Consider the following 13,093-nt stretch of genomic DNA (forward strand, 5'->3'; position numbering starts at 1 on the left):
CCGCTCTTTTCTCTGAGGTGTTTAAGCCTTTGTACTATCCGAAAATACCCTGATCGAACATCGCTTTGGCGACTTTCTCGAAACCGGCGATGTTGGCTCCGTTGACGTAATTGCCGGGGGTTCCGTAGGTTTCGGCAGCTTTTCTCGCCGCTTCGTGAATGTTTATCATTATCTTGTGCAGTTTCTGATCTACTTCGTCGAACGACCATGATGTGAACGCGGCATTTTGGCTCATCTCCAGACCTGAAGTCGCTACGCCTCCGGCATTTGCGGCTTTTGCGGGACCGAAAAGAATTTTCTTGTCGATAAAAACCTTTACGGCGTCTGGAGTCGAGGGCATGTTTGCGCCTTCACCGACCGCCATGCATCCGTTAGACACGAGGGCTTCCGCGCTCGCTTTATCTATCTCGTTCTGAGTTGCGCTGGGGAACGCGACGTCGCATTTAATTTTCCAGATGTTGGTCCAGTTGTCTTCGTATTTGGCGCTCTTGTGCTGATCGACGTACTCTTTGATTCTTCCTCTCTTGACTTCTTTTATCTGTTTTACAGTGTCGAGTTTAATGCCGTCGGGATCGTATATGAATCCGTTTGAATCGCTCATGGCTACCGGCTTGGCTCCGAGCTGATACAGTTTGTCAACCGTATATATCGCGACGTTTCCCGAACCGGAGACGACGGCGGTTTTGCCTTTGTACGTCTCTCCTTTGGTCTTGAGCATCTCTTCGACGAAATAAACGCATCCGTAACCGGTAGCCTGTGTCCTGGCGAGACTTCCTCCCCAGGTCAATCCTTTGCCTGTCAGGACCCCTTCGAAACGGTTTGTTATTTTTTTGAAAGTGCCGAACATATATCCAATCTCTCTGCCGCCGACTCCTATGTCGCCTGCGGGAACGTCTGTGTTGGCGCCGAGATATCTGAAAAGCTCAGTCATGAAGCTTGTGCAGAAATTCATTACTTCGCGTTCCGATTTGCCCTTGGGATCGAAATCAGATCCGCCTTTTCCCCCGCCCATGGGTATTCCCGTCAGGGCGTTTTTGAATATCTGTTCGAAACCGAGGAATTTAATGATTCCGAGATAAACAGATGGATGCAAACGGAGACCGCCTTTGTACGGACCTATCGCCGAATTGAATTCAACGCGAAAACCTCTGTTTACTCTTATTTTTCCTGTGTCGTCCTGCCACGGTACTCTGAATATTATCTGTCGTTCGGGCTCGACAATTCTTTCTACGATACCGGCATCTTTGTATTCCGGATGTCTGTCAAGGACGGGCTCGATAGATTCCAGAACCTCCTTTACGGCTTGTATGAATTCAGGTTCGTTGGAGTTTCTTTTTTCCACTGCGTTCATGAGGTCTGAGATGTAAGACATCCGGCTTCCTCCTTTTGGATTTGTGATATATTCCGGTCATCAGAATAAAAAAGAAAAATATACTTAGCTTCAACAAGTGTCAAGAAAAATGTATTTATGCGAATATAAAAATGATGTTATTATTCCTCGTCGCCGGAACATTTCGTTTCTGCGGATGTTTTTTTGCGTTTAGTATAATCAGGAGGGATTAAATGAGCATGATAACCGGAATATTCTCACGTGAAATACTCGATTCAAGAGGCAATCCGACGGTTCAGACGGAATGCTTGCTCGAAACGGGAGAAATCGGCGTAGCGAGCGTGCCTTCAGGCGCTTCAACGGGCACTCACGAAGCTGTTGAACTAAGAGACGGCAATGAATCGAGATACGGAGGCAAGGGAGTACTTTCGGCAGTTAAAAATGTGAACGAAGAGATAGCTGAGGAAATTATCGGAATGGACGCAGTGGATCAGGCATCAGTTGATGAAGCTTTGATAAAGCTTGACGGCACGCCAAACAAGTCAAAACTCGGAGCCAACGCGATACTTTCAGTTTCACTGGCTGTCGCGAGAGCCGCCTCAGAGTATTGCGATCTGCCTCTTTACAGGTATTTAGGCGGAGTTTTTGCCAGAACTTTGCCCGTTCCTCTTTGCAACGTCCTAAACGGAGGCAGACACGCGGTAGGAGGAGTTGATTTTCAGGAATTTATGCTCGCTCCAGTCGGAGCAAAGTGTTTTTCCGAAGCGATAAGGTTTGTAACGGAAACATATCACACTCTCGTAAAAATAGTATTCGACAAAGGTTATTCGGTCGGACTCGGCGACGAAGGCGGAGTGGCGCCTTCTCTCAAACGAAACGAAGAGGCTATGGAACTGATAGTGCAGAGCATTGAAAAATCAGGGTACATTCCCGGAGAAGACGTCGCGATAGCTCTGGATCCTGCGGCATCCGAGGTATTCAAAAACGGTTCGTACAGGCTTGAAAAAGAAGATAAAAGTCTCTCATCCGATGAAATGATTTCGTTATGGTTGTCATGGATGGAAAAGTACCCTTTGATATCAATTGAGGACGGACTCGCCGAAGACGACTGGGAAGGCTGGAAGAAATTCAGACAGGCCGCGGGGGATAAAATTCAATTGGTGGGTGACGACATCTTCGTCACCAATCCCGGAATACTGGAAAGAGGAATCAGGGAGAATTGCGCAAATTCCGTTCTTATAAAACTTAATCAGATCGGGACTCTGACGGAAACTCTCCAGTGCATCGAAATGGCTAAAAACAGCGGCTGGACGACAGTAATAAGCCACAGGAGCGGAGAAACATCGGACACGACGATTGCTGACCTCGCAGTTGCAGTGAACTCAGGCCAGATAAAAACGGGGGCTCCGTCAAGAAGCGAAAGAGTGGAAAAATACAACAGACTGATGGCGATAGAGGAAGAACTCGGCAACGGATCATATTATCCGGGCGCCAAGGCGTTCAAATAGAGTTTTGAAAAAACGTTTGTTTTTCACCGTTTTAACCGTTCTGGCAGTTGTTTTAACGGTTAAAACCGTTTTCGTGGGACCCGAGAGTTTGGTTAACATTTCAAGAATGAAACACAGGAACGATTCGCTGAAAAACAGACTTGTCGAGCTCGAAATGAAAAAAGCCGTGCTCAGTTACAATCTTGTCAGACTCAAAAGGGACACGGCTTATTGGGAGAGAGTTTTCAGACTCTCCGGTATGGGCAAAAGAGGCGAGGCGTTTTTTATTGTGAGAAACGAAAGCCTCGTACTTGTCTATGATTTTCTTGAAAGCGGAGAAACCGGGATTTCGCAGTGAAAAAAGCAAAAGTATATTTAGCCGGAATTGGCCGTTTAAATCCCGAAAAAGCCCTCAAATTGATAACCGGAAAAATCCCGAATGTCTTTAGTAAAAAAGAAGCCGTCGCCGTGAAGGTTCATTTCGGAGAAAGAGGAAACACTACTTTTCTGCCGTCGGCTTTTCTCGCTATAGTTGTTGAGTCTGTGAAAAAAAGCGCGGGCGATGTTTTTGTCACAGACACCAACGTCCTTTACAGAAGCGAAAGAAGCAAGACGGTTCAGCATCTTAACCTGGCTTACGAGCATGGATTCTCGCACGATAAACTCGGTGCGCCGGTGATAATAGCCGACGGCTTTGACGGGGGGGACGTAGTCAGAATTAAAACGAATGGCAGGCATTTCAGCAGTTTTCCTGTGGGCGGAGCAATTCACAAAGCCGGCGGTCTGGCTGTTTTTTCGCATTTCAAAGGGCATTTACTGGCCGGAGCCGGCGGTGCCGTAAAGAATCTCGCGATGGGAGGCGCTTCCAGGGCGGGTAAGCAGATGATGCACGCAGACGTGGTTCCGGAAAAAAGAAAAGATAAAACTTGCCTGAAGTGTTTCAAATGCGTCAAAACATGTCCGGAATCAGCCGTTTCGATTGACGATACAGGTCCGGTGTTCGATTTGAAAAAATGCGTGGGATGCGGAGAATGTATTGCGTCTTGCCCCGAGGGAGTAATAAAAATACTTTGGAACGTCAAACCAGAAAATTTCGCCGAAAAACTTGCCGAGGGCGCAAAAGCGGTTCTTTCCGGAAAAGAGAAATCGTCCGTTTTTATAAACGGACTGCTGTCCGTCACCCCTGAGTGTGACTGCATGGCGGACGCCGGCGATCCCATGGTCGAAGACATAGGCTGGCTTCTTTCGACAGATCCGGTTGCGATTGACGCGGCGAGTTACGATCTTGTCGCAAAGAAAACCGGCAGAGATGTATTTCATGACGCTCATCCCTCGACCTGTTTTCTCAAATGTCTCGAATATGCTGAAAAAATAGGCCTCGGAACCAAATCCTACGTTATAGAAGAATTGAAATGAAAATTGTCAGGGACGCCGTATGGGGCGACATCGAACTCACAAAGCTCGAAACTGAAATAATTGACACCAGGCAGTTTCAGCGCCTGAGAAAAATAAAACAGTTGGGATGCGCTCATCTGGTATACCCGACGGCTCTTCATACCAGATTCGACCACAGTCTCGGATGTCTTCATTGCGCGAGCCTTATAATCGCCGGCATAGAAAAAAAAGGATTTGTTTTCAGCGACGAAGATATTTTGACCGTAAGAACCGCCGCACTGCTCCATGATATTACTCACATCCCTTTCGGACACACGCTGGAAGACGAAAGAAGAATATTCCCGCGGCACGACATCAGCCGGGAAAGGTGGAGTAAAATAGCGGAAGACGGAGATATAGGAAAGACTTTGAGAAGAGAGGGAATTGACAAAATTGTAAGAGATTTGCTTTTTGACGACAGCAGACATTTCCGTTCGGAAATAGTAAAGGGAGCTGTTTCGGCCGACCTTCTCGATTATCTGGCCCGCGACTCGTTTTTTTGCGGGATAAAAGTGGGATACGATCTACGCGTTTTCAGGTATTTCGGCATTGACGGCGGGAATCTCGTGATGGAACTTTTCAAAGACGGCATGTTCAGACACGACGCTTTTTCTGAAACTGTAAACCTTCTCAGATCGCGGTATTTCATGACTGAAAGAGTTTACTATCATCATTCGAAAATAGCCTCTTCAGTCATGATATCAAAAGCCGTAGAAGAAGCCGTGTCCGCAGGTTTTGACGGGGAAAAGTTCATGACTTCGGGAGACGATGAGATTCTGATCGAAATCAGGCAAACGGATAGAAAGAATTCTGACGCATCGAGAATTCTTGATTTATACGACAGCAGGAAGCTTTACAAGAGGAGTTTTTTACATCAGACGAGGGACATAACGGACGAAAAAGCCCGGGATCTTTATTACGACACTAAATCCCTGCGGAAAAAAACGGAAAACAAAATTGCCAAAAAGCTCAAAGTGAGACCCTCTCAAATTGCTCTTTACTGCCCTCCGCCGGACATGTACTTGAAGGAAGCGGACGTAACCGTGCTTGTGAGCAAGAATAAGCACGCAAAACTCGGCGACATTGAAAATCCGGACATAATGGCTCTAAAACACAAACACAGACTTTTGTGGAAAATATACCTTTTCATTTCCCCCGATATTGAAAACCTCGGCGACAGAGCGGGAGAAGCGTGCTCGGAAGAATTGTCTCTCAAAAATGAATTGCCGAACGAGAAGAGAGGTCAGCTGTCTTTGTGGACGAATTGAAATTAGATATGTACAAATGTTCTTTTGCCGGGAACAGGGAACTTTTCGTGCAAAAGCGCTTTGTCACCATAGGAGAGTACTCTTTCTACAAATCTTTGACGAGGGACGATTCGGCTCTCGAAGACAAGGATATTTCCGGAGAAAACATTTTCGACGTCAGTTTTGTAGACGCCGCCTCTTTCTGCAATTATTTGAGCGAATTGGAGGGATTCGGGAACGCGTACGATGTATCGAACAATCCGGTAAACCCGGCGATTCTGGATTCTGAAGGATACAGGCTTTTTACAGCCGGTGAATGGCTGGAACTTGTAAAAATTGAAGAGGACCTGAAAATCTCGGGTGTAAGAGACCTGAAAGGTCTGCACTGGCAGTTGACTGAAACCGAAAGATCTTTGCCTTACCGTCCGGACGGATCGGGCGACGTGGAACATCCTGAATTCACCTGGTCTTACAGGGTAGTCGTAGGCGGTTCCTGCGACTCGTCTGAAAAACTGATGTCAGGCGATCCGGTCGCACTTTTGCTTGGGTACGATGGCAATTACAAGACGTGCTTCAGAGTGGTGAGAGGAAACGCTGAGCAGAACGCGGCGATGAGGCGATTTACCGCGAACTGACAGAGTTCGGGATCATTTTACCCTGCTTTTCATTTTGACGCCCGTTTGCTTTTCCCAAGCCGAAGGATCTTGAAAATACAGGCTGAACAGTTTTTCCTCGGAGGGGTTTTTCGGCATTCCGTCGCCTGACGCGTGGCAGTCTTTGTATTTTTTCCCGCTTCCGCATGGACAGGTGTCGTTTCTTCCCGGACGTTTGAATTTCAGGACGACTGTTTGAGGTTTTGCCTGGGCTTGAGGGCGCCTTTGTGCGCCTCCGGTCGCCTGAGGTTCTGCCGAAAAGTCTTTTTTTACTGTTTGGATGGCTTGAGGGCTTTTTCTCTCTTTGGGCTGGATTCTCGGATTGTAAAGTCTTCTTACTATTTCTCTGTCAATTTCGAATATCATTTCGCTGAAAAGGGTCTGGGCTTCAATTGTGTATTCGATGAGAGGGTCTCTCTGAGCATATCCGCGAAGTCCTATGCCTTCTCTTAGCGCCTCCATCTCGTAGAGGTGGTTTCTCCAGTATTCATCAATAATCATCAGGCTTATAAAACGTTCTATCTCCCGCATCCTGTCTTCGGTGACAGTTTTTTCGAGATACTGGTATGTCTTTTCAGCGGAGTCTATGAGCTCTTCGAGAACATTTTCGGGATCGGATTCCCTGGTGAAATGTTTTATCTGAACCGGACCGAAGTGCCTCGCTGTTTCAACCCTGAATCCGTCGTAATCCCACGAAAGAGAATCTCCGATGAGAAAAGTTTCAGCCAGATAAGCTGCCACCTTGTTTCTTTTATCCCTGATAAAGCCTTTGAGATCCCACCCTTCGAGGACTATATTTCTCATCTCGTAAATAGTGTTTCTCTGTTCGTTGAGAACATCGTCGTATTTCAGAACTCTTTGTCTTATGTCGAAATGAAAAGTTTCTACTTTTTTCTGGGCGTTCTCGACCGTTCTGTTAACGAAAGGGTGTTCGATTACTTCGCCTTCTTTGGCGCCCCAGCGGTCCATTATTCTCGCGATTTTATCGGAGCCGAAAAGTCTCATGAGGTCGTCTTCGAGAGAAAGATAGAATCTCGAAGAACCTGGATCTCCCTGTCTTCCCGACCTGCCTCTGAGCTGTCTGTCTATACGCCTTGATTCGTGCCTCGATGTTCCGACTATGTGAAGGCCGCACGGCATGTCGTCAGTGCATTTTTTCTGACCTTTTGATTTTTCGCATTTGTCGGAACCCCTGTGGTGAATCAGGCATCCTTTTTGACTCAGTAAAACGCCTTCGCCAAGTTTTATGTCGGTACCCCTTCCGGCCATATTCGTCGCTATGGTGACTTTTCCCTTTTGTCCGGCGTAAGCGACTATCTCAGCCTCCCTCTGGTGCTGTTTCGCGTTCAGGACTTCGTGGTTTATTCCGACGCGCTTGAGCATTCTCGACAGGGTCTCCGAGGTCTCGACGGAAGTCGTACCGACCAATATGGGTCTGCCTGCTTCATGAACCCTTTGGATTTCGCCTAAAACGGCGTTGAATTTTTCACTGCGGGTTTTGTAAATTTTATCGTTGTAATCAATTCTCCGTATCGGTTCGTTAGTCGGGATGACCACGACGTCCAGACCGTATATCTTGTGGAATTCTCTCGATTCCGTTTCAGCCGTGCCGGTCATTCCCGAGAGTTTTGTGTACATTCTGAAATAATTCTGTATCGTGATGGTCGCTATCACCTGCGTTTCCGATTCAACCGGAACTTTCTCTTTTGCCTGTAAGGCCTGGTGCAGGCCGTCGGAATACCTTCTGCCCGGGAGTACCCTGCCCGTGAATTCATCCACTATCATGACTTTTTTATCTACGACCACGTATTCGTCGTCCTTGTTGAAGAGAGAGTAAGCTTTGAGGAGCTGATTTACAGCGTGGATTTTTTCGCTTTTTTCGGCGTAATCTCTGTGAATTTCGTCTTCGCGTTTTACTTTTTCTTCAAGAGCGATGGATCCGTCAGACTGAATGTTTTTCAGTTTGACGCTGATGTCGGGAAGAGTGAAAAAATCAGGATCGTTAGGGGAAATCGCTTTTCTTCCTTTTTCCGATATGTTTATTGTCTGTCCTTTTTCATCCAAAGTGTAATAGAGTTCCTCGAGAAGAGAGGGCATTTTTTTCGACTTGCTCATCCCGTCTTCGGCCATGATTTTTTTCTCGGTTTCGTCTATAAGCGATGTTATTCCGGTTTTCTGTTGAAGTTTTATGAGTCTTTTGAATTTTGGATTGCCGTTCTTGGCGATGAGAAGTTTAACGCCGGCTTGCTCCCTGTTTTCCTGTTCGAGAAAACTTTCTCCCTCCGATATGAGCTGATTGAGCAGATTGTTCTGAAGCCGGACTATCCTCTCAACGGAAGGGTTCAGGTCCTGATAAAGCGTTTCTTTTTTATCCGTTTCTACAAGACCGGATATGATGAGAGGAGTTCTCGCCTCGTCTATGAGGACCGAGTCTACTTCGTCAACTATGCAGTAATAATGGCCTCTTTGCACTCTGTTGTCGGGGTGAATTGCTATGTTGTCCCTGAGATAGTCGAAACCGAATTCATTGTTTGTTCCGTATGTTATGTCGGCGGAGTATTGTATTTTTCTTTCTTCGAAAGTCATGTTTCCCTGAATGCATCCGACAGTCATGCCGAGTTCAGTGTAAATGTTTCCCATCCATTCACTGTCCCTTTTGGCAAGGTAGTCGTTGACGGTGACAAGGTGAACTCCATGGCCAGGTATGGAGTTGAGATAGACCGGCATAGTGGCGACAAGGGTTTTACCTTCTCCTGTGGCCATCTCCGAAATTTTTCCCTGGTGGAGGACCGTCGCGCCTATAAGCTGAACGTTGTATGGAATCATTTCCCACTGAGTTTTGTGCCCCATGACCGTTATTTCGCGCCCGTTTAGTCTCCTGCAGGCTTCTTTAACCATGGCAAAAGCCGTCGGCATGATCTCGTCGAGATATTTCATTTCTATCTCGAACCTTTGTTTTTCGAGCCGTTTGAGATCTTCTTTGAGTTCGGCGCGTTCCTGCGTGTCCTGAGAAGCCCTGATTTTCTGCTTTATATTGTCAACCGCCTGGGTCGAAGCCCCGGTTTGTCTTTGTATTTCAGCCCTGAATTCCCGGGTCATGGAAGGCAGGTCGCTTTTTTCGAGATTATCGTATATTTCGTTGATCTTTGCGACGACGTGGGATATCTTCGCCACTTCTCTTTCGTTTTTTGTCTTTATAAGTTTTCTCAAGAATTTGAAAGGCAATTTCATTCGATCTCTCCGTTTATTTCCGGAAACTCCGCTTCCTGAATCCTGTTGCCAACGGTTTGGAGGAGTTTGCCGAGCTGTTTAAAGTCGAGGCAAGATGGTGCCGAAAGAGTAATCCAGCTCCACCAGCGTCGCGTCTCTTTTTCGCCGTCAAAATCAACCCAAAGAGGCGTCGCTGTACCGACACCGAAACAGAGAGAAGAATACCCTCCGACCGGAGCTATGTCAACTCCGGCTCTGCCGGGGAATGATATCTGGACCGTGCCGAATTTGAGAGCGGCTTTTGAGGGATTGATTATCAAGCCTATCTTGTCCAGAAGAGAAGCCTTGTTTTCCGTTTTAGCGGTTTCTTCGTACCATTGGTAAAGAGAAAATATCCCGGTGTTTTCAAAATCCCTGATAACTCCTTTGTCCTCGACTGCGATTACGGGAACAGGCACATTCCTGAATACGAGACAGTGAGTTCCCAGGAGCTCGGGAAAATTCTTGACAGATAGGGCGACGGACCTGATTATCAGGACCGACAGAGGAACGACTATGTCTTTTTCCAGGGCAATTTCTTTTTTGAGAGAAATCAGTCCGGAAACGTCGACAAACTTCGCTAAAAAAATTTTCTTGCAAGGAAACATAATAATCATTATATTCTAATTTTTTTGAGCCGATATAAAAAGCGTTTTTTTTGAATAGTCACCGAAGAAAAACCTTGCGTTTGACTCGAAACATTGAAAATCATTAAATACAAAAGGAGCTGAAAATGGACGTTATTGAAAAAAACTCGCTGGAACAGATACAAATCGAGATGAAGGAATACAAAAAGAAGAAGTATCTCGACATAAGAACTTATTACCAGTCCGACGGTGAATGGAAACCTTCCAAGAAAGGCGTAACAATACATCCTGAAAATCTCGACAAGCTTCTTGAGATAATCACGGGAATAAAAGAAGAGTACGACAAAGAAGCCATGGCTGAATAATATTATTCAGCTGTCTTGAAGTGCTCTCAGCCTGCTTATCACTGGTGGATGAGAGTAATTGATAAGGACATCGAAAGGGTGAGGATTGAGATCGCCGAAGCTCGTGACGTAGATCTTTTTGAGGGCTTCGGCGAAATCTTTTTTGTTTTCCGTTGTTGTGACTGCGTATCTGTCGGCCTCGAATTCGAACTTTCTTGACAGAAAATTTCCCGCAATATTGAAAATAAATGATACAGGCTGGTATAGCACGGCGAAAGACGCCATTCCCGCGTAAATCGAAAATGTTTCAATTTTGAAAGCTTTTGTCAGCGCGGAGTTTTTTACGAAAACAGACAGAAGGAACAGCATCAGTCCGCTTGCGAGAATTGTCACGGCAATTGTTTTGTAGACGTGCTTTTTTCTGAAATGCCCCGCCTCGTGCGCTAAAACTCCTACGGTTTCGTTTGGCGTGAGTTTTTCTATAAGAGTGTCGAACAACACTATCCTTATTGATTTGCCTATGCCCGTGAAATACGCGTTCGGTTTTGTAGTCCTCCTTGAGCCGTCCATTTGAAATATGCCTTTTATTTTAAAATTTTCATTTTTAGCGTAATCGGTTATCTTGTCCTTAAGCTCCCCGTCGTTTATAGGTCGGAATTTGTTGAAAAGAGGCATGATCAGCACCGGAGCCACTTCAGCCATAATCACCTGAAAGACAGACAGTGCAGACCAGGCCAACACCCAGGCGAAACTGCCGAAACTCAGAAAAAACCATATCAGCATGGCGGAAACAGGTGCACCTATTAATACTGTGAGAGAAAGACCTTTTATAATGTCGAGAAAAAAGGTTTTGTGAGTGGTTCGGTTGAAGCCGAATTCGTTTTCTATCCTGAATTTTGAATAATACGAAAACGGCAGGTTTATGGCCGACGAAAGAAAAAACAGTGTGAAAAAGAATACGACGCCGGTGAAAATTTCGTTTAATCCGAAGCTTCTGGCGAAAATGTCAATGTAATTGAATCCTCCTGATATCAGGAATACGAGGAACACAATCGTGGAAACTGTATTTTCAAAAATTGAAAATACAGAGTTTTTCCTGTTGTATCGGATGTATTTTTGATGAGACTCTTCGTCGAAAAAACCCTGAAACAGATCCGGAACGGGCTCTTTTGACTTACGAATTCTCAGCAGGTCTACGATAAGCTCAATCAAGTAAGACAGCAGGATTATAAAAATAAAGGCTGAAAGAAACAACGAAACAGCGTTCATAAAACTATCCTGACTGCCCTTGACCCAGGCGAAACACCGTGTATTAATTCGTGGACTGTGACGAAAAACCTATTTGAATATGCAATATAAAACATAAGTGATTATTATAATTATCAAATCAAATAAATGCAAAAATTCCATACTGCTCCCCTTTTATGAAATTCGAAGAAAATGTATAAGTATTTGACTTGAGGCGGAAGATAAATTTCTTTTTAAAATATCAGGAAAATAATCAGAAAAATAATCGAAAATTACAAGGAACAATTAATGCTGTAAAGATACAGTAGAAATACGATTAGATCCTATGTTTCAAAGAGTTGTGTTACCAGCCAAGTTGTCGTACAATGTTATTGGCCGTGCCGAATCGTAAGCGACCGATGCGCGGACATTAGGCTCATGGCCCCAGGAGGATGAGTGGTGAACACGACAAGCGATCCTGCCGCAGAAGAATGGAAACGAGTGATAGACGCTCTCCCTGACCTTGTCTGTATTATCGATTCAGAGCACAGGATTCGCTGGATGAACGCCGCGATGGCGGAAAAACTGGGTGTTATTCAGGCGGAGGTGACAGGTCTGACCTGTTACGAAGCAGTGCATGGAGCAACCTGCCCGTCGGATTTCTGCCCCCACTGCCAACTACTCCGGGATCAGCAGGAACATGCAGCCGAGATTCACGAGGAACGGCTCGGGGGCGATTTTATGGTGACCTGTACTCCCCTGCGGGACCAAGAAGGAAAGTTGATCGGGAGCGTCCATGTGGCACGAGACATCTCCGAACGCAAGCAGGCGGAGGATGAGATGCAAAGCGCGTATGGCCGTCTTGCTGCCACGCTCTCATTTATCACGACGGTCATTTCGTCCGTTCCTATTCCCCTTTTTTACAAAGACAGAGAGGGACGTTACATTGGAGTGAACGAAGCATTTGCCGAACTCATGGGATATACACCTGATTATTACAAGGGTAAAACCGTGATGGAGCTTTGGCCTAGCGAATATGCTCAGGTGTACCATGACAGAGATCTTGAGTTGATGAACAACCCTAAACGACAAATCTATGAATTCAAGGTGCTGGACAAGAACGGGATAGACCATCGAGTGATTTGGTCCAAGGATGTGTTTCGAGATGAACACGGCCAAGTCGCGGGTATTGTAGGTGCCTTTCTGGACATCTCCGAGCGGGTGCGCGCGGAAGAGGCCCTGAAAGCCGCTGAGGAGGAAAAAGCGCTCATGTTGAACAGCACATCGGACCTCGTTGTTTACCACGACAAGGATATGCGGATTCGATGGGCGAACAAAATGGCATCCATTTCGGTCAACAGACCATCTGAAGAGTTGATCGGACATTATTGCTGGGATATCTGGCATCAACGCCGGGAACCCTGCGTGGGCTGTCCCGTAATTCTGGCGCGCGATACCGGACAACCACAGGAAGCGGAAATCGGCTCTCCGGATGGCAGGCAATGGTTCATTCGTGGATATCCCATCAAGAACGC

11 protein-coding genes are annotated in these 13,093 nt (G+C 46.1%); 7 read left to right on the plus strand and 4 right to left on the minus strand.

The features are described 5' to 3' along the window. Nucleotides 1-34: 34 nt before the first annotated feature. On the minus strand, nucleotides 35-1,372 hold the full coding sequence (gene gdhA, locus JXL83_05765; protein MBN2363618.1) for an NADP-specific glutamate dehydrogenase: 1,338 nt from the start codon (nucleotides 1,370-1,372) through the stop codon (nucleotides 35-37). A gap of 191 nt (nucleotides 1,373-1,563) precedes the next feature. Here gdhA and eno point away from each other — a divergent pair, with 191 nt between their 5' ends. Genes eno through JXL83_05790 form a run of 5 tightly spaced genes read left to right on the plus strand, consistent with a single transcriptional unit; the run spans nucleotide 1,564 to nucleotide 6,133 of the window. Continuing rightward, a complete protein-coding gene (gene eno / locus JXL83_05770) occupies nucleotides 1,564-2,838 on the plus strand; it encodes a phosphopyruvate hydratase (GenBank protein ID MBN2363619.1) in 1,275 nt (424 codons plus the stop codon). A gap of 4 nt (nucleotides 2,839-2,842) precedes the next feature. Further along, nucleotides 2,843-3,175, plus strand: coding sequence for a hypothetical protein (locus tag JXL83_05775; protein MBN2363620.1), 333 nt, complete (start codon nucleotides 2,843-2,845; stop codon nucleotides 3,173-3,175). After that, entirely contained in the window at nucleotides 3,172-4,233 is a 1,062-nt protein-coding gene (locus JXL83_05780) for a DUF362 domain-containing protein (protein ID MBN2363621.1), read from the plus strand. Before JXL83_05775 ends, JXL83_05780 begins: the two co-directional genes overlap by 4 nt. After that, nucleotides 4,230-5,519, plus strand: coding sequence for an HD domain-containing protein (locus tag JXL83_05785; GenBank protein MBN2363622.1), 1,290 nt, complete (start codon nucleotides 4,230-4,232; stop codon nucleotides 5,517-5,519). The genes JXL83_05780 and JXL83_05785 overlap by 4 nt, the downstream gene beginning before the upstream one ends. After that, nucleotides 5,507-6,133: a hypothetical protein gene (locus JXL83_05790; protein MBN2363623.1), complete on the plus strand. Its 627-nt coding sequence runs from the start codon at nucleotides 5,507-5,509 to the stop codon at nucleotides 6,131-6,133. The genes JXL83_05785 and JXL83_05790 overlap by 13 nt, the downstream gene beginning before the upstream one ends. A gap of 12 nt (nucleotides 6,134-6,145) precedes the next feature. On the opposite strand, the gene secA is transcribed toward JXL83_05790, so the two are convergent. Both secA and JXL83_05800 read right to left on the minus strand, forming a co-directional pair. Beyond that, nucleotides 6,146-9,382, minus strand: a complete 3,237-nt coding sequence (gene secA, locus JXL83_05795) for a preprotein translocase subunit SecA (GenBank protein ID MBN2363624.1) — start codon at nucleotides 9,380-9,382, stop codon at nucleotides 6,146-6,148. Beyond that, nucleotides 9,379-10,017 (minus strand): hypothetical protein, encoded by a 639-nt coding sequence (locus JXL83_05800; GenBank protein MBN2363625.1) that lies wholly within the window; start codon nucleotides 10,015-10,017, stop codon nucleotides 9,379-9,381. The genes secA and JXL83_05800 overlap by 4 nt, the downstream gene beginning before the upstream one ends. Nucleotides 10,018-10,133: 116 nt before the next feature. On the opposite strand from JXL83_05800, the gene JXL83_05805 reads away from it, so the two are divergent. Next, nucleotides 10,134-10,352 (plus strand): transcriptional coactivator p15/PC4 family protein, encoded by a 219-nt coding sequence (locus JXL83_05805; GenBank protein ID MBN2363626.1) that lies wholly within the window; start codon nucleotides 10,134-10,136, stop codon nucleotides 10,350-10,352. Between the two features lie 6 nt (nucleotides 10,353-10,358). Here the strand turns inward: JXL83_05805 and JXL83_05810 are convergent, their stop codons facing one another. Beyond that, nucleotides 10,359-11,600, minus strand: a complete 1,242-nt coding sequence (locus JXL83_05810) for a M48 family metallopeptidase (protein ID MBN2363627.1) — start codon at nucleotides 11,598-11,600, stop codon at nucleotides 10,359-10,361. Between the two features lie 414 nt (nucleotides 11,601-12,014). Here JXL83_05810 and JXL83_05815 point away from each other — a divergent pair. Continuing rightward, nucleotides 12,015-13,093, plus strand: a 1,079-nt coding sequence (locus JXL83_05815) for a PAS domain-containing protein (protein MBN2363628.1), incomplete at its 3' end; no start/stop codon positions are given.

The organism is candidate division WOR-3 bacterium (assembly GCA_016934535.1).
In the GTDB taxonomy this organism is placed as follows: domain Bacteria; phylum SDB-A; class SDB-A; order SDB-A; family SDB-A; genus JAFGIG01.

Bases quoted from the DNA above. Each gene is read 5' to 3' on its own strand.
- gdhA (MBN2363618.1), bottom strand. From the start codon at position 1,372: ATGTCTTACATCTCAGACCTCATGAACGCAGTGGAAAAAAGAAACTCC.
- eno (MBN2363619.1), top strand. From the start codon at position 1,564: ATGAGCATGATAACCGGAATATTCTCACGTGAAATACTCGATTCAAGA.
- JXL83_05785 (MBN2363622.1), top strand. From the start codon at position 4,230: ATGAAAATTGTCAGGGACGCCGTATGGGGCGACATCGAACTCACAAAG.
- secA (MBN2363624.1), bottom strand. From the start codon at position 9,382: ATGAAATTGCCTTTCAAATTCTTGAGAAAACTTATAAAGACAAAAAAC.
- JXL83_05800 (MBN2363625.1), bottom strand. From the start codon at position 10,017: ATGATTATTATGTTTCCTTGCAAGAAAATTTTTTTAGCGAAGTTTGTC.
- JXL83_05805 (MBN2363626.1), top strand. From the start codon at position 10,134: ATGGACGTTATTGAAAAAAACTCGCTGGAACAGATACAAATCGAGATG.
- JXL83_05810 (MBN2363627.1), bottom strand. From the start codon at position 11,600: ATGAACGCTGTTTCGTTGTTTCTTTCAGCCTTTATTTTTATAATCCTG.